Origin of the sequence: Lysinibacillus capsici (genome assembly GCF_003367505.1) — a bacterium.
Classification (GTDB): domain Bacteria; phylum Bacillota; class Bacilli; order Bacillales_A; family Planococcaceae; genus Lysinibacillus; species Lysinibacillus capsici.
Window position 1 is genome coordinate 108,921 of the sequence record NZ_PXXX01000015.1, and the last position, 26,162, is coordinate 135,082.

The window sequence follows — 26,162 nt, forward strand, 5'->3', positions numbered from 1 at the left end:
CTTTTATCGGCAATTTAACACTTCTGCAATATGCATCACTTTAATTGGCTTACCCTGACGTTGAATGCGACCACCGATATTCAATAAGCAGCCTGCGTCAGCTCCTATCAAAATGTCAGCGCCTGTTTCTTCCACATTCAGTACTTTTTCATTGACCATTTCTCCAGAAATATTGCCCATTTTAACTGAAAATGTACCACCAAATCCGCAGCATCGATCCTTACCAGGGAGATCCACATAATGCAAGCCCTTGACGTTCTTTAATAATTGGAAGGGTGCCTCTGTCACACCAAGTAATCTTGTCATATGGCATGACGTATGATAAGTAGCTTTACCTTCTAGATACGCTCCAACATCTTCTATCTTTAATACGTTGACAATAAACTCTGTGAATTCATAGGTTTTAGCTGCTAATGCTTGCGCTTTTGGCTCCCATATAGGGTCTCCTTTAAAAACTTCTGGATATTCCTTCAACATATAAGCGCAGGAACCAGAGGGAGAGACTACATATTCAGCATGCTCAAAGGCTGTGATCATTTTTTTCATCGCATTTTTCGATTCTTCGACATAGCCGCTATTGTAAGCAGGCTGTCCACAGCAAATTTGATCCTCTGGAAAGTCGATGTCACAGCCAAGTCTTTCTAATACTTCAACAACTGCTTTTCCCACATCCCCTTGAAACATATCCACTAAGCAAGTGGCGAATAGTGTGACTTTCATATTCATCGCTCCTTTTATAAACAACTGGTCATCTGATGACTTGTCAATAATTTAATCTTACAACAAATTTGAAAAAGTGAAAACGTTTTTTTATGAATTTTCAGAAAAGAAAAACTACCTAGCTTGTACTAGGTAGTTTTTAGTGTGAATTGGATTCTGTTGTTTCGAAATATTGTAATAGCACTTTTTCAACGTTGCTTAAATGAGATGCCATTGCATGTTTGGCTAGCTCTTCGTTTTGCTGTTTAATCGCGAGGAAAATCTGCATATGTTCATCATATAATTGTTCGCTCGTTGTTTTTTGTGAATACAACCAAATTCGCCGTGTCTCTTTCATCGTTTCGATCATTAAACCAGAAATTTGATCTAAAATTGTAGTGAGTAGGGGGTTTTGAGAGGCATTGGAAATAGCTGCATGAAATTGATAATCTGCTTTTTCACCAAGCTCGCCATCACCATGTGCCTGCTTCATATCCTCTAAAATTTGTACCATTGCCTGAATATCCTGATCTGTACGTTGGAGGGCTGCACGTCCTGCCGCTCCCACTTCAATAATTTTGCGCACTTCTAGTAAATGAGCAATATCCTGTTTATTCGTTAACATAGCGGTGGATAAAGGAAAGTCAAGCTGATGGGCTGGCACACTTTTGACAAACGTTCCAGAGCCTTGTTTGATTTCAATCAATCCCATTGCTTTTAATGCAGATAATGCCTCCCGTACAGCAGAACGACTCACTTGTAATTGCTCCGCAAGCTGCTCAACTGAGTCAAGCCGATCACCTGGCTTTAGGACACCAGCTCGTATTTTTTCATGTAAGATTTCGGATACTTCTTCATAGATCTTTTTTGGTCTAATCTTTCTTAATTCCAAGGGCTACACCTCTTTTTTCGCTCATTTGCTATCATCATTATACATGAAAATAAGTCATTTACTCATGGTTTACCATGAACACTTTGTGTAGAGTAGAGGACTGTCGAAATTTAAAGAAATCATAATGGAAACATATAAACATATAATAAGGTCATCTGATGAATGTATATCCAGATGATTTAAAAGATGAGTGTAAAATAAATAGTTTCTTACTATAACATGGGCGTGATAGTGTCTATGAAAAACAGAAGCTTCTTTCAACATTAATGACAAGTAATCGACACTGTCAAGAAAAAGGTAGAAAAATTAGCTATACTCCTTTTGAAAAAGGGGGAAGATTGGCGGATTTTGTTGACAGAAAATCAACAGGAGCGCATAATGCAGAAGTAGCTTGGTGGGACTTCTCAAAAATCTCATCATTTTGCCATGAAACGTTCACAAACTAGAAGGGCGCTTTTTATTTTGTTTTTTGGTACGATGGATGCAGTAACTGTAAGGAGCGAATAAAAAATATGGGATCTGATATTAACGTATTTTTAGCTTTTGGTGCAGGGTTCTTAAGTTTTATTTCACCATGTACTCTTCCACTATATCCAGCATTTTTATCGTACATAACGGGTATGACATTAGATGAGCTAAAATCAGAAAAAGGTATGCTACAAAAACGTGCCATTTTCCACACACTATTCTTTTTACTAGGCTTTTCCATTATCTTTATCATTATTGGACTAAGTGCTTCATATGCAGCAGAATTCTTCCTGAATTATCAAACATTATTACGACAGGTTGGGGCTATTTTAATCGTCGTATTCGGTTTAATGATTGTGGGATTATTGCAGATAGACTTCTTAATGAAGGATCGAAAGTTCCAATTTAAAAATAGACCATCTGGCTATTTTGGGTCTGTCTTAATTGGTATTGCCTTTGCGGCAGGCTGGACACCATGTACAGGACCAATCCTTGCATCGATTATCATGTTAGCAAGTACAAACCCAGGTGCGGGCTTTAGCTATATGTTTGCGTATTATTTAGGATTCGCCATTCCATTCTTCGTGCTATCTTTCTTCATTTCACGAATGACTTGGATTCGTACACACAGCCAGAAAATTGTAAAAATCGGCGGTTACATCATGATTGCCGTTGGGATTTTATTATTCTTTGATGGCTTAACGTATATTACACGCGTTTTACAGCCTATTTTCGGTGGATTTACAGGGTTTTAATTTGTTAAACTAAAGAGGCATACCGAACTTTAACGTGGAGGGAGATGAACATGTGCCTACAGTTTTAGTAGTAGATGATACGCTATTTATGCGTGTTGCAATCAGTAATATGTTTACAGAATGGGGCTATGAGGTAGTCGGTAAGGCAGTAAATGGTAAAGAAGCTGTGGCGATGTATCGTGAGTTACAACCAGATTTAGTCACAATGGATGTAACGATGCCCGTTATGACAGGTATTGCAGCCGTAAAAAAAATCATCCCAGAATTTCCAGATGCAAAAATCATTATGGTAACAGCATTAGGGCAGCAAAAATTAATCGTAGAAGCGATTGAGAGTGGGGCAAAGGATTTTATTACAAAGCCTTTCGAGCCAGAACGATTAAAGGCTGTTGCTGATCAATTACTTGGACAAAATTGTTAATTAGACATTAGAGGAGGATTTTTTTATGTTAAGCAGCATCCCTTCTCACTATTATGTTATAGGGTCGACCATTATGGCCATTCTTATGGGGAGCTTTGTGATGGTCATACGAATGAGAGCTTCCAAAATGCCGACAAATGAGAAGAAAATTATTATTCCACCAATAGCGATGTCCTCAGGTGCACTGATGTTTTTATTCGAGCAATTCCGTGTACCACCGATGCAAATCTTAGAGGCGGCAGCTGTAGGAATGGTATTCTCGACAATATTAATTGCTACTTCTAAATTTGAAGTAAAGGGTCGAGATATTTATTTAAAACGTTCAAAAGCATTCGCTTTTATATTAATCGGATTGTTAATATTCCGAGTGGTGGCGAAAATGATTTTAAGTAGCTCCATCGATGTCGGTGAATTAGCAGGTATGTTCTGGATATTAGCCTTTGCCATGTTAGTACCATGGCGTATCGCAATGCTAATCCAGTTTAAACGCGTCAAAAAAACAATTCCAAAACTACACTAGTGCTGAAGCTAGTGTAGTTTTTTTATGCATTTAAGCGCTGGAGGAACTGGATAGCCTTATAAAAGTGACGGATAAAGCAGCAAAGCGCGGATAGAAGTCCAAAAAAAGAGGATAAAGCTTGCAAAGTGCAGGATAGCCTCATAAAAGTGGCGGATAAAAATTCAAAAGTAGAGGATAGAGCAGCAAAGCGCGGCTAGAGGTCCAAATAAAGAGGATAAAGCTAGCAAAGTGGAGGATAGCCTCATAAAAGTGGCGGATAGAACCTCAAAAGTAGAGGATAGAGCAGCAAAGCGCGATTAGAAGTCCAACTAAAGAGGATAAAGCTAGCAAAGTGCAGGATAGCCTCATAAAAGTGGCGGATAGAACCTCAAAAGTAGAGGATAGAGGCAGCAAAGCGCGGTTAGAAGTCCAACTAAAGAGGATAAAGCTAGCAAAGTGCAGGATAGCTTCTTAGGACAATAATCCCATAACTAAGTAAAAACGCTGCACAAAGATTTGTGCAGCGTTTACTCATTCGAATAGATGTTCATAGGGGGAGATGTCAATTTGCATTTGCTCTAATTTTTTGCGTAAAAATTTGTGATCGCGTTTTGGTGTTGCTTGGATATAGCCGCGAATAATGAGGTCATTGTTAATAGCAGCTGCTTTTTCTTCTAATGCGAGCTCGCCAATTTTTCCTGCAATTTTTTCCTTCGCCACTTGTCTAAAAAGCTCAGGGACGGGGCTTACGAGTTCATAGAGTAATTCTTTTTCAGCTTGTCCCCACAAGTGAACGGTTTTATCTAAATAATATTCTTGCCAATCTAAATCTGATTTTCCATCCTGCTTTGGGAGTGCCTTTAAAAATTTGCGGAACATGAAGAATCCGCCAATAGCCATCAATGAAATGAGGACGACAACCCAAAATAAAATAAACCATAAAAACCAACCTTGTAACAAATCGTTCACCTCTTTGCCTTCTCTCACTCTATTATAAAAGCTTCCGAAAAAAAATTCATCCTTAATGTCCCTTTTTTAGCAATTCGCCTTTATATAGTGTGCAGAAAGGAGGTGATGCTACATGGCTAATGTTAACTTTGTAAATGCTACACTGCGTCTCAAGTATGTGGATGGCTATGATGAGAACAATGAGCCTACGTTCACCACGAAATCGTATCGAAATATTAACAACACACATAGCGCGGACGATTTGTTAGCTGTTGCTTATGCTATTGCTAGTCTTTCATCACAATCACTGGCTGGCATTGCGAAACAGGAAACACACGATTTATCTTAAGGAGGGATCACAGAATGACACAAGTTCTAGAATTGCAATTTGCCACAACTGATGGGAAAACGACAACCCTTTCGATTGATGCACCGAAGCCGAATATCACGGTGACTGACATTCAGCAGGCAATGGGAACGATTATGGCTAAAAATGTTTTTACTGGGCAAGGTGGTGCACTGTCAGCCATCAAGGGAGCTCGTATTGTAGATCGTCAAGTCACAGAATTTGAAGTAGTAACAGAATAATTCAACAATGGTCTTTGCTACGAGAAGTGCAAAGACCATTTTTAACGTGAGAGAGGAGGAGAAGGATGGAACAGTGGTTGAACATGATATCCGATATCGGTTTTCCGATTTTAGTGTCATTTTATTTATTACACCGCGTCGAAGTAAAGCTTGATGCGATTCATGCTGCACTCGTTTCATTAAAATGAAATGGATTTCACAAAGATGTACGAAAGCTGTCACTTAGAAGTTCTTGTCAACGCTTACAACCTACGTTAGGATGGGGATAGTGTAGGTTAGGGAGAGTGTTGACATGAAACGTAAATTAATAGGGCTAGTGCTGCTGTTAGCCTGTGCATCTGTGCTAGGCGCATGTGGAAACTCAAAATTTAAAGCAGATTATAGTCTAGAAATACCCGATTTTGAACATGTTAATCAACGTGGTGAAACGGTTTCGCTTGAAAACTTAAAAGGTAAGCCTTGGATTGGTATGTATATTTTCACAAACTGTGTGTCCATCTGCCCGCCCATGTCATTAAACATGGCACAAGTCCAAGAAAAGCTTCAGAAAAAAGGAGTAGAGGACTATAACATCGTTGCCTTTTCAGTAGATCCAGATGTTGATCAACCAGATGTGTTAGCGGATTATCTTAGTAAATACAATGTTCCAGATGAATCTAAATGGAACCTTCTTACAGGGTATTCACAGAAATATATCGAACAATTTGCGGTGAAAAATACAAAGATTTTAGTGAAAAACGACCCTAACAGTGACCAAGTCATTCATGGTAATCAATTTTTCTTAGTCGATAAAGATGGTGTCCTCGTCAAAATGTATAATGGTTATGCTGAAAACATTGAAGATGTACCGATTGATACGATAGCTTCTGATATCGAAACATATATTGATGAAAATTTATAAAGTAACAGTAAACCGTCTCAAATGGTTGAGGCGGTTTTTTTATGTATTTTTCTATCTGGAAAAATAATCTTTTTCTGGTTGTGAGTCGTTTATAGTGTAGAAGGAGGATGATGGCGTGTCTGATCATGAAAATTTCGAGCAGTTAATGGCTATACATACGGAGCAATTGTTTCGAATTGCTTATTACTATACAAAGGATTTACAAATAGCCGAGGATATTGTACAGGATGTGTTTATTAAGTTCTATCATCAAAAACAATATGAGGAACGAGGAGAGATGAAGGCATACTTAGCCCGCATGACAATCAATAAATGCAAAGATTATTTAAAAAGCTGGGCATACAGAAAAATAACATTTCAGCATAAATTTTTTACCAAACAAAAATCAACATTGCCGGACACACTGATTCGTCAAGATGAACAAGCACTGTTAGATGATGCCATTTTAAGCTTACCTCTCAAACCACGAGAAGCAATTGTCTATTTTTACTTGGAGGAGATGACGATTAAAGAGATTGCGGAGCTACTTGCGATTCCTGAAGGTACTGTGAAATCACGTTTAAAGAAAGGAAAGGAGCTATTAAAAATAGAGTTACAACATATTGAATGGGAGGTGCTTTTCCATGGATAAGCATACAATGCAGGTACTACAAGATGTTTCAGCACATAAGGAAGCCATTATTCATAAGGTTCGACAACAAATTCAGCAAGAGCCTGTTATGCCCAAGCCAAGATGGACATATCGTGCCGTTACGATAATGATTACCTGCTCTATTTTATTATTTATTGCTTGGCAAGCTGCAAAACCGATGGGCGAGTTGGCGACACAGGATGAAGGAGAAACACCTACATTCACGGATTTATTTCAAAAAGAAGTGGAGGGAAAAGCCACAGCATACAGTAATTTTCTTCCACTTGCTAATTATTTAAGTCAGGCAAAACATATCCAATATTATGCACCACTTCAAGGTTTAGAGGCGATGCAATCAGTAGCAACATCACTGGAGGATGTCGTTCATCTCACTGATCCTGAAAATTTACCATTTCAACCAAATATACATGAGGTCTATGCAATTTCAGCAAAAATGGAGGATGGTAGCCAACAAACGCAATTTCAATTTAGCTATAAAGAAAAATCCTCCACTGGGGTGGATTTACAATTTATTAATTTTACCGTGACAAATGTAAAGTATAATCCCTTAGCGAGCTATGTGAAGTCTAAAAATATGGAAGAAACTTTAGGGATGAAAGTTTCGAATATAGGCTTAAATTTTATGAATCCCCTGTTTTATCGGGAGATGTCACCAGAACGAGGTTATGTATATACTTATTATAATTATGATGAGACGGATAAGCGAATCTTTCAAATGACTACTAGAGCCAATGAGTTTTATTCTTACTATAACGGCTATGTCTATCATATCGGGTATCAACTTGATGGAGAACCACAGGAGGTTCAAGAAAAAATGGCGATCCTTGCAAGAGATTTTATTCTTGGCGAATAAGTCATGAGACATTTCAATTGAGCTATAATAGAATGATAGAAAAGAGGGGATGGAGGTTCGACTATGACAATTGCACAAACCTATTTACAAGTTGTTCAGAAAAGATTTCAAAGTGTGAAAGAGCTAGGGGATAAAACACTTGCCCAAATGGAAGAGGCACAATTGCACTGGGCATACAATGAAGAATCCAATAGTATTGCAGTGATTGTAAAGCATATAAGTGGAAATATGGTTTCCCGCTGGACAGATTTTTTAACGACAGATGGAGAAAAGCCAACGAGAAATCGAGATGATGAGTTTGAGGATAGTCTTCACACCAAAGAAGCAATCATCTCAGCTTGGGACAAGGGGTGGCAAGTGTTTTTAGAGGCCTTGGCGAGTTTAACAGAATCCGATTTACAGGGACATGTCACGATTAGAGGGGAGCGGCTAGCAGTCATTGATGCTATTGAAAGACAAATGGCACACTATGCACAGCACGTCGGTCAAATCATTTATATCGCCAAATTGGTAAAGGGCTCTGATTGGCAAACACTCAGTATTCCTAAAGGACAGTCACAAGCTTTTACTGAAGCCATGCTAGATAAACATCAACGCTAAAAAAGAAAGATCGTAGCCAAGTAGTAGGTGCTACGATCTTTTTTCTGCTAAATAGAGCTTGTATAAGGCTGTTTCTAGGTCGGTCGCTTGAGCGAGTTCAAATGCCTCCTGCTGACTTCTATGATTTGTGATTATCTCATAGAAAAAGTGAATTAGAAACATGAGATTAGCATTACCCTCAATATAATCATCAGGTGCTAGGTAGGAATGACAGCCACTCTCTAAAAAGGCTGTCGCTAGCTGCTGCCAGCCTAATGTACAGCCTGCCGCAATGACCTTGACACCCTGTAGCTGACAATAGGTTAAGACATCTTGAGGTTCAAAATAGATACTCCTTGGTTCATTTTCTTCATATACCTCTTCTCCTAGCTCAGGCAGACAAAATCGCCCCTCATCGCCGTGAAAGTTTAATAGCAAATAATCCATTTTGTGAGGAAGATCATTTCCAGATAAAATATCAATTAAATCATTTGGTCTGCCAATTAAATCGAGTGTCACTCCTGCACCAAAGGATTCCAGTGCTGCTCGAATGGCCATGGATTCAAAATCACAGTCAGGACCAACTACTAAATGTACGTATAATTCTGGTCTACTCATACATCATCACCTCTATTTAAGTATAGCTGAAACTTATTAGAGTAGTAAATCGTATATGACAATAATTACTATAAATGTAAAGTGGTAAAGGAGGTGATAAAGTGTACAAGAGTGGTTATATTCATACACTTATTCTGGGCATTGTTCTAAGTATAAGCACACTACTACTCTTCATTTACAATGAAAGGCAGCGGGAGGAGCTAGTGCCGCTGCATACTGCCATTCAATCAATTAAAGAGGCTTGGTATTTGTCTGGAAGTAATGGCAAAGAGCAATATTTATATCCATTAAAGCAAGTATTCTACGTCGACCGCTATGAGGTGAAAGATACAGATCGCCTTCAGCAAGTTTTACAAACTAAAAAGGACCTTAGCAGTCGACCAGCAGACCATGAAGCAGTAAGTGATTTATACATACACTTCCATAATGGCAAGGAAACGGCCTTGAAAGTAATAGTCGAGGATGAACGATTCTTCCTAATGGATCAAAAAACAGGATTGTATTATGTACTGCAAGCACAAGAAGCTGAGGATTATTTTCATTTGTTAAATGAGAAAAGCAAAATGTCGTGGCTATTATTTATTGTTTATACAATTTTATTTTTTGGTCTTGTCTATATGCTTGTAAAGAAACTAATAGCCGCTAAATCCACAGAGAAAGAAAGCATTCCCTCCGATACGAGGGAAAAAAGATCACTAGCAGATTCTATTTATCCAGCCATCCTGCCCTTGGTCATCACATTCTCTATGCAGATTTATGGGGCTCAACATAGCTTACTATTACTGAGTGCGATGATGCTAACTTCAGGCATTCGAGAGTTTTTAGAAAAAAGAGGTCATTTTCTGAAAATGCTCCTACTTCTTCCGCTCTTTTGGTGTTATCTCTATGGTTTCCAAATGATTACTTCCTATTTCAACTAGTAAAATAGTGGATATTATTGTCAATAGATTAGATGCGAAATTCTCATTATTGTTAAATTTTAGCGATAGTTTAGGAGGAGGAGCATAGATTTTATAGGCTAATAGGTTTAGGTAGGCTATACTCAAGTGGATTATAGAAGAATAGAGGGAATCATATGAGACTAACTGTGGAACGGAAATTGCAATTTGCTTTTGGTATTGTCCTCATCTTTTTACTGCTTATATCAGGGATTGCTATGTACTACTTGAATAATAATAATCAGACATTAGCAGAAATCGAAGACAATACGGAATTAATCCATTTATATCAAGATATCTCGTTCCAAACCGTACGAGCGAATGCGGCTATTCGTGGGTATATGTTATATGGCAAGGAAGAAATGCTCAACAATCATCATGAAATCCGAAATACCTTACATACGTCGATTAATCGACTTCAAGAAGTAGGCGATAGTAATCAAGATTTTGATCAATTTTTATCGCAGCTTGACGACTGGGAAAAGGCTATAGATGGGCAGATTGTGCCTCTTTATCAGCGAGGGGATCATCAGCAAGCACAACAAATGGCTTTACCGATTTTAGGTGAGGGCTCTCAGAAATTGGTTGTCTTTGGAAAAACGATGGCAACAGCTCAGCAAGAAGATATGCAGGCTCATATTGAGGCTACCAAGCAAAAAGGGGAAAGAAGTGGCCTGGAAATTATGATTCTAGTGGCTATTTCTCTACTTATAAGCATTATCATCGCAACACTATTTGGTAGACGGATCGCAAAAAATATTCAACAAACAGTAGTTGAAATGGATAAGTTTTCGGAAGGGAATTTGCATACGCATTTACAATTTAAAACCAAGGATGAGTTTGCGCACTTAGCCGATTCCTTCAATAGTATGTCAGAAAAGCTTCGACTGATGATGAAACAAGTCGGAAACTCCTCTGAGCAAGTTGCCGCAACATCCGAACAGCTAACAGCAAGTAGCATGGAGGTTACACAGGCGACAGAGGTGGTAACAGAATCTATTCATGATATTGCACAAGGGATTGATCAGCAGGATACATTAACAAGTGATGTACGAAATTTATCTGCCCATATCTTGAAGAAAATGAATGATATTTCTACAAGCATACAAAGCGTGAATCAAGCAACAGTCAACACGAAAAATATGGCACAAACAGGTCGTTCTTCGGTACATGATGTTACAGCGCAAATGAATGAAATCTCTACTAACACAAGTGAGCTAAATACACGTGTGCAAGATTTAGATGACAATACAGCGGCGATTGTATCAGCAGTAAATGTCATTAAGAGTATAGCGACACAGACCAATTTACTAGCAATCAATGCCTCTATTGAAGCCGCAAGGAGCGGGGAGCATGGGAAAGGCTTTGCGGTAGTGGCAGAGGAAGTCCGCAAGCTAGCAGATGAGTCAAATCTTGCTGCAGTCGATATTGAAAAAGTAGTGGCCCAAATTACAGATAGCACGAGGATTATCGAGGAAGATATGGTTAATAGTAATGATTCTGTCCATGTAGGTCGTGAAAAGGTTAATGTGGCAAGGGATAACTTTATACAAATTGATGATGCCATTAATGATGTACAAGCACAGACCGAGCTAGTAACGGCAGCCATTCAAGCAATTCATCAAGATATTGAAAAGTTAGTGCAGGAAATGGACTATATGAGTGAAGTGTCGGTAAAATCAAGCCATCATGTGCAAAGTGTTGCAGCCTCTTCAGAGGAACAAAATGCAGCTATGGAGGAGGTAGCAGCAGCCTCTACCCATCTAGCAAAGATGGCAATAGACCTGCAAGAATCCATTCAATCGTTTAAATACTAAATTCAATTGACCCCTGTCTAGTTACAGGGGTTTTATTTGTCGGTAAAGCCTGAATAATATGAAAATCGTAAAAATGTTAGAAAAAATTTTTTTCGTCCGATAAAAGCTTTGGGAGAAATGTTAAGCAGATAAAGAGAGGGAGAGGTTTAGAAAAAAATCAAAAGGAGATTGATATATGAAGAAACTATTTAGCAGTTTTAAGGGCAAGCTTTATACGCTATTCGCGCTAGTATTACTTATCCCTGTCATATCTGTTGGGAGTTTGTCTTATTTATCTGCAAAAGACTCGATTGAAGAAGAAATTTTATTTAGTGCCAATGAAAGTGTAGGCATTTTAAATAAGCTCATTGACAAAACAATTAGTGAGAAAATGAGTGACATCAATGTATTTAGTAGTGAAATAGATGCGCGTCAATATGAAGAAGCACAAGCTTCGATTGTGGCTAAATTTCAGCAATATACAAAGCTTAATGCAGATGTATTGAGTGTTTATATTGGCATGAATGATGGTCGATTTACACAGGAGCCAAAATTGAATGGTGCAGACTATAATCCATTAGATCGAGATTGGTATAAAGAGGCGACAGCTTTAAAAGGTGAAACCTTAATCACCAACCCTTACAAGGATGCGGGGACGGGTGATATGGTGGTAACAGTTGCTAAGCAGACGAAGGATCATGCTGGAGTTGTGGCAATCGATATTAAATTAACCGATCTTCAAAGAATTGCTGATTCAATTCGAATCGGAAAAAATGGGTATCCTTCAATTTTTGGAGAAGACAAGATGGTCATTTCACATCCTACACTTGAAGCGGGAGGAGAACTGAAAGAAAGTTTCCTTGATAAAATGTACGAAAGTCCATCAGGTACGTATGAATATGTCTTTAATGGTGATGATCGTCTATTATTCTATACGACAAATGAACTGACAAATTGGAAAATAACAGGGACGATATTTGCTGAAGAAATTGATGAGTCTGCTTCCTCGATTTTATACCATACGATTCTAGTCCTCATAGCAGCAATTATCATCAGTTCCATCATTTTTTATTTTGTAATGAGGGCTGTCATAAAACCAATTAAAGCTTTAAAGGATAGTGCGGTTACGATCAGCAAAGGGGATCTCACGGAAATGGTAACGATTACGTCAAAAGATGAAATTGGCCAATTAGGACAAGCCTTTAATGATATGCAAGAAAGCTTACGGACACTAATTCAAAAAATTGAACAAAATGCAGAGGAGGTTGCTTCTTCAGCAGAAGAGCTAACTGCCAATGCCAATCAGACAAGCATTGCAACAGAAAAAGTGGCGATTTCCATTCAGGATGTTGCAACAAGTGCTGATTCTCAAACGATTAGTGCCAATAAAAATGCAGCTTCTTTACATGAGCTTTCTACTGCCATTCTGCATATTGCTGAAATCTCCTCCGCTGTGACGGACCTTTCACAGCATGCGACATTACAGGCGGATGAAGGCGGACAAGCTGTTCAAAATACAAAGAATCAAATGCAATCCATTCATTTATCCGTAGCAGACTCCAATGCGAAAATCCAGACATTGCATGAACGCTCTCAGCAAATTACATCCATTTTAGATGTGATTACAAGCATTGCAGATCAAACAAATTTACTAGCTTTAAATGCAGCTATCGAAGCAGCGAGAGCAGGAGAGCATGGGAAAGGCTTTGCAGTCGTGGCAGACGAAGTGCGTAAGCTTGCAGAGCAATCACAGGAATCAGCTAAACAAATATTTGAGCTTATCCGAGGGATTCAGCAAGAAACGGAGCAATCTGTCAGTATTATGGCGAAGGTTACAGAGGATGTGCAAAGTGGATTGCATATTTCCGATGAAGCCATTGCAAAATTCCAAGTCATTATGACAAGTATGAATGAGATTACCCCTAAAATGGAGGAGGTCTCCTCAGCCTCTGAACAGATGTCTGCAGGTGTTCAAGAGGTAGCGGCAGTAACAGAAGATTTGGCATTCTCCGCGAAAGGCAATGCAGCGGCGTCTGAGGATGTAGCGGCATCAACAGAGGAGCAATTAGCCTCAATGGAGGAAATCAATGCCTCTGCGCAAGCACTCGCACATATGGCGGATGAATTAAAGCTACTGATTAGTCAGTTTAAATATTAAAGCACAACGCCACTCCAAAATTTTGGGGTGGCGTTAAGTGTTGATTACTAGTAGAGCAAAGTAACCGTTTTTTATAAAATTACCTTTATTTAAATATCGAAAAAACGCCACTCTAATTTTAGAAGTGGCGTTCAGTATTTTATCGATCTTCTTCTTCCCAACAGTCTGTATTTTTTAAGGTTGGGATTGATTTTGCATAGAAGACAGGATTTTTTCCTGCTCTACGTTGCTCAGTAAAGTCGTCTAGCACAAGGAAGGCAATTTTACCGAGCATCATAATGATGGCGATATTGATAAGTGCCATCAGCCCCATAAAGAGGTCAGCGAGATTCCATACAAGCTGTACCTGTGCGATGGAGCCGAACATGACCATAACTAACACTAAAATTCGATAGCAAAACATCCAAGCTTTATGGGCATCCATAAATTCAATATTGGATTCACCATAATAATAATTACCAATAATCGAACTAAAAGCGAAGAAAATGATGGAGATGGCAATAAAATAAGGAGCCCAATCACCAACATGAACAGCTAAAGAATTTTGCGTCAAAATAATACCATCACTCTCACCTTTATCATATAAGCCCGCTAAAATAATGATAAAGGCAGTGGCTGTACAAATCATAATCGTATCAAAAAAGACACCTAAGCTTTGTACAAGTCCTTGCTTAGCAGGATGCGAAGTATTAGCAGTCGCAGCAGCATTCGGTACACTTCCCATCCCTGCTTCATTGGAAAATAAACCGCGACGTACGCCCTGCATGATTGCTGCCCCAATTGCGCCACCAGCAGCTTCCTGTAGGCCAAATGCATGAGTGAAAATTAATGAAAAAACATGTGGGATTTCCGATAAATTAGTCACCACTACAAAAAGAGCTACAAGTAAATAGAAGATGGCCATAACTGGAACAAGAACTTGTGTCACCTTTACAATTCGATGGACACCACCAAAAATAATTAATCCAGTTAAAATGACAAGTATAGCTCCGATTATCTTTGGATTTACATCGAAGGCTTCGCCGACTGAAGTGGCAATTGTGTTGGATTGCACAGCATTAAAAATAAAGCCAAAGCTTAATGTTAATAGAATACTAAAAATAATGCCAAGCTTTCGCTGACCTAATGCTTTCTCCATATAGTAGGCGGGCCCACCACGGAATGTATCGCCATCCTTCACTTTATAGACCTGTGCTAAGGTACTTTCAATGAAGGCAGTGGCCATCCCTAAAATCGCGATTATCCACATCCAAAATACTGCACCAGGACCGCCTACACCAATGGCTAAGGCTACCCCTGTAATATTTCCTGTGCCGACACGTGAAGCAGCACTAATGGTAAAGGCTTGGAACGGAGAAACCCCCGAATCGCCCTCTCTTTTTTCTACAATTAAACGAAACATTTCAGGAAAAAGACGAATTTGTACAAACTTCGTACCGAATGAAAAATATAGTCCTGCTGCTAAAAGTAAGATAATGAGGATATATGTCCATAAAATATTATTTCCACTGTCAACTATTGTTGAGATCCATTCCATAAGTTGTCCTCCTTTCACAATACGCTTTAGTCTACACTGTTTTTTTATTAAAAATCAACTTTTCTAAAATAATGAATTATACTAAAATTTTGATATTTATAATTTATTAATTGAGAAAACTGATTTTATCTACTATTTTCCAATCCTTGTATATTATTTTTGGAAAATTCTCTTATTTTTGTGTGAGGGAGGCGTATAATAATAGAAAAAGGAGTGATGTAGACATGAAAACAATCGGCTTAATCGGTGGGATGAGCTGGGAGTCATCTGCTGAATATTACAGACTTATCAATGAACAGGTTAAACATAGGCTAGGGGGCCTACACTCTGCGAAATGTATTTTGTTTAGTGTAGATTTCCAGCAAATTGAGCATTTTCAAGCTAACGGGGAGTGGGACAAAGCAGGTGAGGTTCTAGCTCAAGCTGCACAAGCACTTGAGCGGGCAGGCGCAGACCTAGTCATCATTTGTACCAATACAATGCATAAGGTCATTGATGTTATCGAGTCAGCTATAACCATCCCTATTTTACATATTGCGGATGCCACAGCTAAGCAAATCAAAGAAGCGGGGTTAAAGAAAATAGCGCTTCTTGGCACAAAGTACACAATGGAGCAAGCGTTTTATAAGGCAAGGGTAGAAAGCTTTGCCATAGAGGTGATTGTGCCTGACAGCAACGACCGAATGGAAGTAAACCGAATTATTTACGATGAATTGTGTCTTGGGACCATTGTACCAGCATCTAAAACGTACTATAGCCAAGTGATCGAGGAGCTTGTACATGCGGGGGCGCAAGGGGTAATTTTGGGCTGTACGGAAATCGGCTTACTGATTCAGCAGGAGGATGTCAGCATTCCCGTGTTTGATACAACGGCTATCCATGCACAGGCTGCTGTGTTAATGGCGATTCAGGAGGATGCATAATATGCAGGGAAAAGTAAGACAATTGGGCATTAAAATTGGTGTGTTACCAGTTGGTCAGAAAAACTGCATCACCGATGTAGAAGGAGTTCAAGTGGGGCATGTGACATTGGATGAGCCATTAGATCAGAATGGGGCCTATGCGTGTACAGGCGTTACAGCTATTTTACCGCATGGAGGCAATGTATTTCAGCAAAAGGTAACAGCGGCAAGCTATGTACTAAATGGCTTTGGGAAAACAACGGGACTTGTGCAAGTGAATGAACTAGGTGTACTGGAATCGCCCATTATGTTAACCAATACTTTTGGCGTACCCGCTGTGACACAAGGTACATTAAGCTATATGCTTGATAGGAATGAAGACATTGGACTGACAACAGGAACCATTAATCTCGTTGTGGGCGAGTGTAATGATAGTTATCTTAATTCGATTCGAGCTTGTCCAGTGACACCTGCGCATGCCATAGAAGCCATTCGCCAAGCCTCTACAAAGACGGCACAGGAAGGCGCTGTTGGTGCAGGAAAAGGGATGATGTGTTTCGGCTACAAAGGAGGAATTGGTTCTTCCTCTCGCATCGTCAAAGTAGAATCAAATGAAGTGAACTATACAGTAGGCTGCCTAGTTCTTAGTAACTTTGGTCAAGACAGGGAGTTTTTAGCTGAGCATTACAAAGTCTCAACTATGCAAAACCAATCTACTCTATCACCAACAGATGGCTCCATTATCATTGTCCTTGCGACAGATGCCCCGCTAAGTAATCGACAATTAACACGTGTCATTAAACGCTGTGGTATCGGTTTGGGACGGACAGGCAGTCATTTTTCACATGGTAGTGGCGATATTGTAATTGGCTTCACGACGGCACATTGTATTCCTCATACCGCTGATCAGCTTATTGAGACTAGAACTCAGCTTCGTGAGGAGCATCCCATCATGAATCAACTGTTTACAGCCGCAGCGGAAGCGACAGAGGAAGCGATACTAAATTCATTATCCCAAGCTAAGACAACAACTGGCCGCAATGGTCATACAGTGCAAGCTTATTCCTTTCAACAGGCATAAAAGAAAAGGCTATTGAAACAGCAATTGTGTTTCAATGGCTTTTTTTAGGCCACCAAACAGGTTTCGTTAATTTTTTAGCATGAGCGAGCTATAAGATGAATAAAATTCTTAATTAGAGGATATAAGTGGTTTTTCGACCCGTCAATTGCTGGAATATGTATCATTGTAAGAATATATCCATTATTTTGTAATTATTCTTTTTTTATCTAGTCAATGGTAGAGAGATATGATAACATTCAACTTAAAAAACTGAATTATCTAACTATTTAAAGGAGGGTTCTGTTATTATGAACCTTTTTCAACCGATAGCACCCTCTCTAAATGGAAGCCCCTCGCCATCACCAGTTGTCTGTGAAAACAATGAGCCGCTTATCCAGCTTACAGGTGCTCATCCTAGGATATTTATGGAACCCATCTACTATCAGCAACAGATTTCTAATAGTTTACGAGTTATTCATGTAAGAGAAGGAGTCTATGAGCGTTTGCAACAGGTGTTAACATTATTACCTCAAGAGTATTGCTTATTACTTTATGATGGCTATCGCCCATTTCAAGTACAGCAGCATTTGTTTAGCCATTTTTCTCAGCAATTAGCAAAAAGGATGCCGCAGTTAACATCACAAGAGATTATGCAGGCGACCAAAAAATATGTAGCATTTCCAAGTAAAGAAGCAGCCCATTTAGCCCCCCATTTAACAGGGGGTGCCATCGATGTAACATTGGCTGATGTTCATGGTAAAGCCCTCGATCTTGGGACAGCGTTTGATGAAATGAATGAAAAATCCGCGACCCGTTATTTTGAACAACATACGCATGAAAATCCGCTTGCCTGTCAGTACCGACGTTTGCTGTATAACTGTATGACACTTGCTGGATTTACGAACTATGCGGAGGAATGGTGGCATTATGATTATGGCAATGTGGCATGGGCTAGACGTGTTCAAGCACAGGCAGCGCATTACGGAGCAGTACACGCAACAATTCAAAATCACCATGTAAAGGAGTTTCGATTTCTATGAAAGTTTATATTAGTGCAGATATTGAAGGGATTACAGGTACAACTTCGTGGAGTGAGACCGAGTTAAACGCACCTGACTATCAGTTTTTCCAAAGACAAATGACACGTGAAGTAGAAGCTGCCATTGAAGGAGCGATAGCGGGGGGCGCAACCGAAATTTTAGTAAAGGACGCACATGATTCAGCCCGCAATCTAGACATTTCCAATTTACCAATCAACTGTAAAGTTATCCGTGGCTGGACATACGACCCTATGTGTATGGTAGCGGGTCTCGATAAAAGCTTCGATCGTGCTATTTTTATCGGTTATCACAGCAAGGGTGGCAGTGAGCGTAACCCACTAGCCCATACACTTTGCACATACGCGGATGTCAAAATCAATGGCGAATATGCGAGTGAATTTCTGATCAATACCTATGCAGCAGCCTTACACGGTGTTCCTGTGTCCTTTGTGAGTGGGGATGTGGGGTTGACAGAAGAGATTCAAACCGTAAACGAACACATTGTCACATTTGCTACTAAGGAAGGAATCGGCAATGCGACGATTAGTGTCAGTCCACAACTAACTATCATGGAAACCAAGCGACTGGTAGAGTCTTCTATGAAGGTTCCGCGTACCGCATTACAGGTAACGTTGCCAGAACACTTTAGGGTAGAGCTTATTTATCGTGATCATACACGAGCCTATCGTAATTCATTTTATCCAAATGCCAAATTCAAACCGCATAATACCGTGGAGTTCATGACCCATGATTTTTATGAGGTGCTGCGTGTCCTGCAATTTTTAACATGATGGAAAGGTTTAGGGGGAGCTTTTATATCAAGTGAGGATTCTAATTCATGAAAGGTGAGAAGTGATCAAAAAAGTGGTGGACCCGCTCAAAAAGCAGTGGGACACGCTGTCTGAGTGGTTTGATAGTTGATAGAACCAAAAATTTAATCTCATAACTGTGACAATGAGTATGTACCGTTGTTCATTTCATCGATAGATGGTCGATTTAGACAGACCTAGCTTATGTTTGAATGATCCTATTGAAGATGCAATCCATCCTACCAATAGGATTTTCATTATAAAAAGATGACTAGGGGGATGCTTGTGAGAAAATATTGGTTGCTGTTCGTATGTCTGGTCGTATTATTTTGTGTAGCCTGTAATGACAAGTCAGCGAGTGAAAAAGCATCGGAATATCGAGTGGTGTATTCAGGGGAAATTAAAACGTTAAATTATTTAAAGACGTCAGAAACAAATGAATTTGCGGTAGCTGCGAATATGGTGGATGGGCTCATTGAATATGACAACTATGGGGTGGTCCAGCCAGGATTAGCGAAAGAGTGGTCTGCGAATGAGGATGCTACGGTGTGGACATTCAAGTTGCGTGATGACGCAAAATGGGTGACACATGAGGGCAAGGAATATGCAGATGTTGTGGCACAAGACTTTGTGGATGGCTTACACTATGTGCTTGATGCTAAAAATGAATCGTCGACAGCTTGGATTGCGACGGTGGTGAAAAATGGGGAAGCCTTCTATAATGGCGAGATGAACGATTTCAAGGAGGTAGGCATAAAGGCGCTAGATGAACATACAGTAGAATATACTTTAGAGGCGCCGACACCCTATTTTCTTTCTATGTTGAATTATGTTTGTTTCTTCCCTGTGAATGGCAAGTTCATTGCGGAAAAGGGAGAGGATTTTGGCACAACACGTGAAAACTTCCTCTATAACGGTGCCTATATTTTAGATAAATTTGAGCCACAAAATGAACGCGTTCTTGTGAAAAATGAAACGTACTGGGATAAAGACAAGGTGCTGATTGACCGTATTCGCTATAAATACAATAAAGAGGCGGCAACTGTGGCGCCTGAGCTGTTTTTACGTGGCGAAATCGATTCGGCTAGTATCCCGACCTCCATCATTGATGAATGGTTTAAAGATGAAAAGAAAAAATCTCAGGTTCGTCAAACACAAAATAACTTCTATACCTACTTTTATGCACTCAACTTCAACCCACAATTTGACGCACAATACGAGCCTGATAACTGGAAAATCGCCGTCAATAATAAAGATTTCCGCAAATCCTTATTCCATGCGCTTGACCGTGTCTCCGCGATGCTAACGGTTGAGCCATATAATCCAGCAGATTTGCTGAGCAATACCATTACACCGAAAAACTTTGTTGATGTGGAAGGAGTGGATTATACACAACTAGCACCCCTTACATCCATTTCCAATGAGGATTCCTTCAATAAAGAGCTGGCCCTAGAGTATAAAGAAAAAGCAAAAACAGCGTTAGCAGGTAAGGCCACATTCCCTGTAAAGGTTTTAATGCCTTATAACGCTGGTATGCCAGATTGGGCTAATCGCTCTCAAGTAGTCGAGCAGCAAATGGAAAAACTACTAGGGACAGATTATGTCGACATTATTGTAGAGGCTGGTCCATCGACAGGCTTTTTATCAGAGGTACGTCGTCCAGGTAAATTTGCACTCTTAGAGGCGAACTGGGGTCCTGATTTTGCAGATCCATCTACGTATACAGATCCTTTCACAGTAGATGGTACTTACAATAAACCAGAATTAGCAGAGGGCTATAAAGAGGCGAATGGTAAAACAACTTATCAAAATCTTGTGGATCAAGCGAAAGAAACAATTGACACAGCCAAACGCTATGAGCTATTTGCGAAGGCAGAAGCGTTTTTAATTGAGGAAGCCTTTGTTATTCCATATTCAGTTGGTGGTAGTGGCTATATGGCATCTAAATTAAATCCATTCGAGGCGCAATATTCGCCATTTGGTGTAACTGCAGAGAAATTTAAAGGCCAGCAAGTGCTAGAAAAGCCAATGAGTAATGAAGAATTTAAAAAAGCGCTTGCTGAGTGGGAGGAAGAACGTGCGGAAGCACTAGCCAATGCTGAAAAGTAGTAGAATTTCGTAGATGAAAAGGAGATACCGAAAAGAATAGTCGGCATCTCCTTTCGTCTTTTTGACAAAGGAGGATGGCGCGATGTTGCAGTATATAGGAAAACGACTCTTACAATCCGTTTTAACCCTTTTTATTATCATCACCATTGTCTTTTCATTATTACGGCTAATGCCAGAGGAAGGCTATTTAGGAGCAGCAGCTGATAAAATGTCACCTGCTCAGCAGGAAATTTACTTAACAAGTCTCGGCTTGCGAGACCCAATCCTTGTCCAACTAGGGAATTTTTACAAGAATTTACTGCAGGGGGATTTGGGTAAATCAGTGACTTATCGTACCGATGTCCCAGTAGTGACGATTATTGCAGATAAAATCACGTATTCTCTGCTCTTTGGTTTAGGAGCAGTGGGTTTATCACTCCTGATTGGTGTGCCGTTAGGAATAATGATGGCCTATCGTAAGGGACGTTGGCTGGATCGACTTGGGACAGGCTATATCGTATTTGTTGTTGCAGTCCCTGCAGCGGTTTATTACTTAGTTATTCAAATGTATATTACAGAACTCTTTCAATTACCGATGCTGTTTGATGAATACAGGCCGATTACTTGGATTCTTCCACTTACGTCAATGGCATTGGCGCCAACTGCCTCCTACGCGATGTGGATGCGACGCTATATGGTGGATGAACTGAACAAGGACTATATTAAGCTGGCTAGGGCAAAGGGCGTAAAGGAGCGGACACTGATGTTCAAACATGTATTACGTAATGCCTTTATTCCCATGGCACAATATTTACCTGCAACGATTCTGTTTACGATTACAGGCTCGATTTATATAGAGTCGTTGTATTCCATTCCAGGGATGGGGGGCTTACTTGTGGATGCTATTCAGCGACAGGATAATACGATTGTGCAAGGCCTAGTGTTAGTGTTCTCTTCCCTTGGTATTATTGGCCTTATTTTAGGGGATATTGCCATGGCACTTGTCGACCCTCGTATTAAATTAGGCAAGGGAGGGGGTGTGCGTTAATGGGGATGTATACAGATGAAATCAATAATATTTCAAATAAATCACGTGAAACCTTATTTGAATTTGCCGAAGTGGACGCAAGACAGGCGGAGGAAACGGGCTATTCAAATTATTCTTATTGGCGGTCTACATGGCAATCCTTTTTGAAAAATCGACTGGCCGTTTTTTTATTAGTTGGGGTGATCATCATTGTTGGCTTTACGATTCTACAGCCCTATTTACCTGCGCAAAAATCACCAACTGAAATTTACTTGGATGAACAAACAGGGATGCAGGCACGTAATATTGCACCTAGTGCAGAATTTTGGTTTGGCACGAATTCAATCGGTCAGGATTTATGGTCTCGTATTTGGGCGGGGACGAGAACCTCACTCTTTATTGGCTGTGTTGTCGCCTTAGTGGAGGCAGTGGTGGGCATTACAATTGGCACGCTATGGGGCTTTTCACGGAAATTAGAAGCGCCTATTACACAGCTTTATAATGTTGTCGATAATATCCCCACAACCATTGTGCTCATTTTAATGTCCTATATCTTACGGCCAAGTATTTCAACAATTATTATTGCCATGTGTATTACGGGATGGGTGGAAATGGCGAGGTTTATCCGCAATCAAATTGTTATTTTGCGTGACCGCGAATACAATCTAGCCTCGAAGTGCTTAGGCACACCTGATTATCGTATTATCCTAAAAAATCTATTACCTTATTTAATTTCTGTCATTATGCTACGCATGAGCTTAGCGATACCCTTTGCAATTGGGGCCGAAGTCTTTTTGACGTATATTGGCTTAGGGCTTCCGATCAGTGAGCCATCATTAGGAAATTTAATTAATGAAGGACGTGTCCTTATGATGTCACCAGATCTACGGTATCAGCTTATTTTCCCGAGTATTGTGCTAAGCGTTATTACGATCGCATTTTATATTATTGGTAATTCCTTTGCAGATGCAGCAGATCCGAAAAACCATGTATAAGGAGAGGAAGCGAGTGACATTGAAAAAATCAAGCATATTAGGCATCCAAAATTTAGTGATTCAGTTTACGCTACGTGGTCGAATTTTAACAGCGATTCGCGGTATTTCACTCGACCTTTACAAGGGAGAGAGCTTAGCCATTGTGGGTGAATCAGGTTCGGGTAAATCCGTGCTGATGAAATCCATTATGGGCTTGCTCGATAAAAATGGTCGTATTAAGCAGGGGCAAATTATTTACAATGCACAGGATTTAGGCAAATTCACAACAGAGCAAGAATGGCTAGGGATTCGTGGTAAGGAAATAGCGATGGTGACACAGGATCCGATGACATCGTTAAACCCGCTCAAAACCATTGGAAAGCAAATTGAAGAATGTGTGGTTATGCATCAAGGCTTAAGAGGTAAGGAAGCCTATGCAGAAACATTAAAACTGTTAACAGATGTCGGAATTACCGATGTGCAAAAGCGCTATAAGCAATACCCGCATGAATTTTCAGGAGGGATGCGCCAACGTATCGTTATTGCGATTGCCATTGCGTGTAAGCCGAATATTTTAATATGTGATGAGCCCACGACAGCTTTGGATGTAACCATTCAGGCACAAATTTTACAGCTCTTAAAAAATCTTCAGCAAAAATACGGCTTAACAATCGTCTATATTACGCACGATTTAGGCGTAGTCGCAAAAGTGGCTGACCGTATTGCCGTGATGTACGCGGGTGATGTCATCGAGGTTGGGGAAACACATGAAATTTTCTTTCATAGTAAGCATCCTTATACGTGGGCGCTTATTTCCTCTTTACCACAGCTTGGCTCAAAAGGGGAACAATTGTATTCCATCAAGGGCACACCTCCGAATCTTTTTCAGGAAATAAAGGGAGATGCCTTTGCCCCACGCAATCCATATGCATTGAAAATCGACTTTATCGAGCGGCCACCTTTTTTTCAGGTTAGTGATACCCACTATGTTCGTACATGGTTATTAGACCCACTTGCACCAAAGGTAGAGCCTCCAGCAGCCTTACAAGCATTTTTTGCAGAGGGGAGGCAGTATGCGAATGACTGATAAAGAGGTGCTCGTAGAGATAAAAAATTTATCTGTTGTTTTTGGCAAAGGAAAAAATAAGTTTACAGCCATTGATGATGTCAGCTTTCAAATTTTTAAAGGCGAAACATTTGGCATTGTAGGTGAATCAGGCTCAGGGAAGACAACGATTGGTCGAGCGATTATGCGCATCAATGAGGTTACAGAGGGGCAAATTTTGTACCATGGCAAAAGTATTCAGGGGAAAATACCTAAAGATTGGGATAGAGAAATTACACAAAAAATCCAAATGATTTTCCAGGACCCTATGGCATCTCTGAATGAACGAGCAAAAGTAGATTATATTGTCTCAGAGGGCTTATACCCTTCGAAAAAATATAAAGATGAGGCAGATCGGCAACAAAAGGTGCGCGATGCTTTACTGAACGTTGGGCTACTTCCAGAGTTCTCAAGCCGCTTTCCGCATGAGTTTTCAGGAGGTCAACGCCAACGTATTGGCATTGCTCGAGCGTTAGTGATGGAGCCTGAATTTATCATTGCAGATGAGCCTATATCTGCTTTGGACGTATCCATTCGAGCGCAAGTATTAAATTTATTAGCAAGCCTTCAACAGCGAAATCATTTAACATATTTATTCATTGCCCATGATTTATCGATTGTCCGTTTTATTACGGATCGTACGGCAGTCATTTATAAGGGGAAGATTGTGGAGCTAGCGGAAACAGAAAAGCTTTTCGCTCATCCGCTGCATCCTTATACAAGGGCTTTGTTATCAGCAGTACCAGAGCCAAATCCCTATAAGGAGCGGGAGAAAGTTGTAGAAGTGTATGATCCGTCACAGCATCGTTATGATGAGAATCCCCCCTCATTTGTTGAAATAGAGGAAGGTCATTTTATTTTAGCCAATGAAGAGGAACTGACCCATTATCGTACTTCACTGAAAAGGGAGGAAAAGATATGATTTGTCCAAAGGCATTGAAAAAGGGTGACACAATTGGTCTTATTAGTGCTTCTGGAGCAACGCCACCCGAAAAGTTGCAACCTGCTATTGCTAGTATCGAAAAGCTAGGGCTCAATGTGGTCGTTGGGGAGACCTGTCACGCAAGACATGGCTATTTAGCAGGCACAGATGAATTACGGGTAGCAGATGTTCATCGTATGTTTGATGATCCAATGATTGATGGTATTTTTTGTATACGTGGGGGCTATGGTGCGACGAAAATTTTAGCCCAATTAGACTTTGACTTGATAAGTGCCAATCCCAAAGTATTTGCTGGCTATAGTGATGTGACCGCTCTACATATAGCTTTTAATCAGCTATGTGGCTTTGTAACCTATCATACGCCGATGCCATCTACAGAATTTATTAGACAGGAGATGGATGACTATACTTGGCAGTCGTTCATTCAGCTGATTATGGAGAATGAAAGAAAGGCGTATTACTTAAAAAATCCCTCTCACCAGCCCATGTCTACACTGGTTCCTGGGAGCGCTTCAGGTCAACTCATCGGTGGCAATTTAACATTAGTGACAGCTTCACTTGGCACACCCTATGAAATTGATACACGAGGTAAAATTCTGTTTTTAGAAGATATCGATGAAACGGAGCAACGGGTGGATCGTATGCTGACACAATTAAAACTGGCAGGAAAGCTAGATGACGTGGCAGGCATTTTATTGGGCGCTTGGACAAATTGCGAACCTGAAAATCCCGAAAAGCCAGCTCATAGCTTATCATTACAAACTATTTTTCAAGAAATTCTAGTGCCTTTAGGGAAGCCTATGATTGCAGATTTGGCATGTGGTCATTGTTTACCAACGATGTCGCTTCCTTTAGGAAGAAGCGTCAGGATGGATGCGGACAATCAGCGTATCCATGTAGTTGGATAGGTGG

28 protein-coding genes are annotated in these 26,162 nt (G+C 40.1%); 23 read left to right on the forward strand and 5 right to left on the reverse strand.

Annotated elements, in window-relative coordinates; genetic code table 11:
• Positions 1-3: 3 nt before the first annotated feature.
• Positions 4-720, reverse strand: coding sequence for a (Fe-S)-binding protein (locus tag C7B89_RS13875; RefSeq protein ID WP_115673934.1), 717 nt, complete (start codon positions 718-720; stop codon positions 4-6).
• Between the two features lie 139 nt (positions 721-859).
• Entirely contained in the window at positions 860-1,591 is a 732-nt protein-coding gene (locus tag C7B89_RS13880) for a FadR/GntR family transcriptional regulator (RefSeq protein ID WP_048390198.1), read from the reverse strand.
• A gap of 512 nt (positions 1,592-2,103) precedes the next feature.
• Here C7B89_RS13880 and C7B89_RS13885 point away from each other — a divergent pair.
• The 3 genes from C7B89_RS13885 to C7B89_RS13895 are packed head-to-tail and all read left to right on the forward strand — an operon-like array spanning position 2,104 to position 3,755.
• Positions 2,104-2,814, forward strand: coding sequence for a cytochrome c biogenesis CcdA family protein (locus C7B89_RS13885; RefSeq protein ID WP_016995208.1), 711 nt, complete (start codon positions 2,104-2,106; stop codon positions 2,812-2,814).
• Between the two features lie 34 nt (positions 2,815-2,848).
• The gene (locus C7B89_RS13890) at positions 2,849-3,235 is read left to right on the forward strand and encodes a response regulator (protein ID WP_004229473.1); all 387 of its coding nucleotides are present in this window, start codon (positions 2,849-2,851) and stop codon (positions 3,233-3,235) included.
• Positions 3,236-3,260: 25 nt separating this feature from the next.
• The gene (locus tag C7B89_RS13895) at positions 3,261-3,755 is read left to right on the forward strand and encodes a CcdC family protein (protein WP_004229470.1); all 495 of its coding nucleotides are present in this window, start codon (positions 3,261-3,263) and stop codon (positions 3,753-3,755) included.
• A 510-nt stretch (positions 3,756-4,265) separates the two neighbouring features.
• Here C7B89_RS13895 and C7B89_RS13900 read toward each other — a convergent pair.
• A complete protein-coding gene (locus C7B89_RS13900; RefSeq protein ID WP_004229468.1) occupies positions 4,266-4,694 on the reverse strand; it encodes a DUF2621 domain-containing protein in 429 nt (142 codons plus the stop codon).
• Between the two features lie 121 nt (positions 4,695-4,815).
• Between C7B89_RS13900 and C7B89_RS13905 the strand changes: the two genes are divergently transcribed.
• The 7 genes from C7B89_RS13905 to C7B89_RS13935 all read left to right on the forward strand — a co-directional run bounded on the left by C7B89_RS13905 (position 4,816) and on the right by C7B89_RS13935 (position 8,276).
• Positions 4,816-5,031 carry a DUF1659 domain-containing protein gene (locus C7B89_RS13905; protein ID WP_004229465.1) on the forward strand — a complete coding sequence of 72 codons (216 nt, stop codon included), beginning with the start codon at positions 4,816-4,818 and terminating at the stop codon, positions 5,029-5,031.
• A 14-nt stretch (positions 5,032-5,045) separates the two neighbouring features.
• On the forward strand, positions 5,046-5,270 hold the full coding sequence (locus C7B89_RS13910; protein ID WP_066037397.1) for a DUF2922 domain-containing protein: 225 nt from the start codon (positions 5,046-5,048) through the stop codon (positions 5,268-5,270).
• Positions 5,271-5,335: 65 nt separating this feature from the next.
• Positions 5,336-5,458 (forward strand): YvrJ family protein, encoded by a 123-nt coding sequence (locus C7B89_RS13915; protein ID WP_004229459.1) that lies wholly within the window; start codon positions 5,336-5,338, stop codon positions 5,456-5,458.
• 104 nt (positions 5,459-5,562) lie between these two features.
• On the forward strand, positions 5,563-6,171 hold the full coding sequence (locus C7B89_RS13920) for an SCO family protein (RefSeq protein ID WP_115673935.1): 609 nt from the start codon (positions 5,563-5,565) through the stop codon (positions 6,169-6,171).
• 115 nt (positions 6,172-6,286) lie between these two features.
• Positions 6,287-6,802, forward strand: coding sequence for an RNA polymerase sigma factor (locus C7B89_RS13925; RefSeq protein WP_081011064.1), 516 nt, complete (start codon positions 6,287-6,289; stop codon positions 6,800-6,802).
• Positions 6,795-7,676, forward strand: coding sequence for a hypothetical protein (locus C7B89_RS13930; RefSeq protein WP_115673936.1), 882 nt, complete (start codon positions 6,795-6,797; stop codon positions 7,674-7,676). Before C7B89_RS13925 ends, C7B89_RS13930 begins: the two co-directional genes overlap by 8 nt.
• 63 nt (positions 7,677-7,739) lie before the next feature.
• Positions 7,740-8,276, forward strand: coding sequence for a DUF1572 family protein (locus tag C7B89_RS13935; RefSeq protein ID WP_016992030.1), 537 nt, complete (start codon positions 7,740-7,742; stop codon positions 8,274-8,276).
• 30 nt (positions 8,277-8,306) lie between these two features.
• Here C7B89_RS13935 and C7B89_RS13940 read toward each other — a convergent pair whose 3' ends face one another.
• Positions 8,307-8,873: a hypothetical protein gene (locus C7B89_RS13940; RefSeq protein WP_054550850.1), complete on the reverse strand. Its 567-nt coding sequence runs from the start codon at positions 8,871-8,873 to the stop codon at positions 8,307-8,309.
• A 101-nt stretch (positions 8,874-8,974) separates the two neighbouring features.
• Between C7B89_RS13940 and C7B89_RS13945 the strand changes: the two genes are divergently transcribed.
• From C7B89_RS13945 to C7B89_RS13955, 3 genes are all read left to right on the forward strand, one after another.
• Positions 8,975-9,793 carry a hypothetical protein gene (locus C7B89_RS13945; protein WP_115673937.1) on the forward strand — a complete coding sequence of 273 codons (819 nt, stop codon included), beginning with the start codon at positions 8,975-8,977 and terminating at the stop codon, positions 9,791-9,793.
• Between the two features lie 155 nt (positions 9,794-9,948).
• Entirely contained in the window at positions 9,949-11,628 is a 1,680-nt protein-coding gene (locus C7B89_RS13950) for a methyl-accepting chemotaxis protein (RefSeq protein ID WP_115673938.1), read from the forward strand.
• A 175-nt stretch (positions 11,629-11,803) separates the two neighbouring features.
• Entirely contained in the window at positions 11,804-13,765 is a 1,962-nt protein-coding gene (locus C7B89_RS13955; RefSeq protein ID WP_115673939.1) for a methyl-accepting chemotaxis protein, read from the forward strand.
• A 139-nt stretch (positions 13,766-13,904) separates the two neighbouring features.
• On the opposite strand, the gene C7B89_RS13960 is transcribed toward C7B89_RS13955, so the two are convergent.
• Positions 13,905-15,302: an alanine/glycine:cation symporter family protein gene (locus tag C7B89_RS13960; RefSeq protein ID WP_048390221.1), complete on the reverse strand. Its 1,398-nt coding sequence runs from the start codon at positions 15,300-15,302 to the stop codon at positions 13,905-13,907.
• 224 nt (positions 15,303-15,526) lie between these two features.
• On the opposite strand from C7B89_RS13960, the gene C7B89_RS13965 reads away from it, so the two are divergent.
• The 10 genes from C7B89_RS13965 (at position 15,527) to C7B89_RS14010 (ending at position 26,158) form a co-directional block, all read left to right on the forward strand.
• Complete coding sequence (locus C7B89_RS13965) at positions 15,527-16,225, forward strand: aspartate/glutamate racemase family protein (RefSeq protein WP_115673940.1); 699 nt, start codon at positions 15,527-15,529, stop codon at positions 16,223-16,225.
• A 1-nt stretch (position 16,226) separates the two neighbouring features.
• Positions 16,227-17,285, forward strand: coding sequence for a DmpA family aminopeptidase (locus C7B89_RS13970; RefSeq protein WP_115673941.1), 1,059 nt, complete (start codon positions 16,227-16,229; stop codon positions 17,283-17,285).
• Positions 17,286-17,572: 287 nt separating this feature from the next.
• Positions 17,573-18,304 carry a M15 family metallopeptidase gene (locus C7B89_RS13975; protein ID WP_244205673.1) on the forward strand — a complete coding sequence of 244 codons (732 nt, stop codon included), beginning with the start codon at positions 17,573-17,575 and terminating at the stop codon, positions 18,302-18,304.
• Complete coding sequence (locus C7B89_RS13980) at positions 18,301-19,095, forward strand: M55 family metallopeptidase (protein ID WP_115673942.1); 795 nt, start codon at positions 18,301-18,303, stop codon at positions 19,093-19,095. Before C7B89_RS13975 ends, C7B89_RS13980 begins: the two co-directional genes overlap by 4 nt.
• 297 nt (positions 19,096-19,392) lie before the next feature.
• A complete protein-coding gene (locus tag C7B89_RS13985; protein WP_244205675.1) occupies positions 19,393-21,222 on the forward strand; it encodes a peptide ABC transporter substrate-binding protein in 1,830 nt (609 codons plus the stop codon).
• A gap of 82 nt (positions 21,223-21,304) precedes the next feature.
• Positions 21,305-22,249 (forward strand): ABC transporter permease, encoded by a 945-nt coding sequence (locus tag C7B89_RS13990; RefSeq protein ID WP_115673944.1) that lies wholly within the window; start codon positions 21,305-21,307, stop codon positions 22,247-22,249.
• On the forward strand, positions 22,249-23,223 hold the full coding sequence (locus C7B89_RS13995; protein ID WP_048390234.1) for an ABC transporter permease: 975 nt from the start codon (positions 22,249-22,251) through the stop codon (positions 23,221-23,223). The genes C7B89_RS13990 and C7B89_RS13995 overlap by 1 nt, the downstream gene beginning before the upstream one ends.
• Positions 23,216-24,289: an ABC transporter ATP-binding protein gene (locus C7B89_RS14000; protein WP_115673945.1), complete on the forward strand. Its 1,074-nt coding sequence runs from the start codon at positions 23,216-23,218 to the stop codon at positions 24,287-24,289. Before C7B89_RS13995 ends, C7B89_RS14000 begins: the two co-directional genes overlap by 8 nt.
• Entirely contained in the window at positions 24,282-25,229 is a 948-nt protein-coding gene (locus C7B89_RS14005; protein WP_115673946.1) for an ATP-binding cassette domain-containing protein, read from the forward strand. The genes C7B89_RS14000 and C7B89_RS14005 overlap by 8 nt, the downstream gene beginning before the upstream one ends.
• The gene (locus C7B89_RS14010; RefSeq protein ID WP_115673947.1) at positions 25,226-26,158 is read left to right on the forward strand and encodes a S66 peptidase family protein; all 933 of its coding nucleotides are present in this window, start codon (positions 25,226-25,228) and stop codon (positions 26,156-26,158) included. The genes C7B89_RS14005 and C7B89_RS14010 overlap by 4 nt, the downstream gene beginning before the upstream one ends.
• The last annotated feature ends 4 nt before the right edge of the window (positions 26,159-26,162 follow it).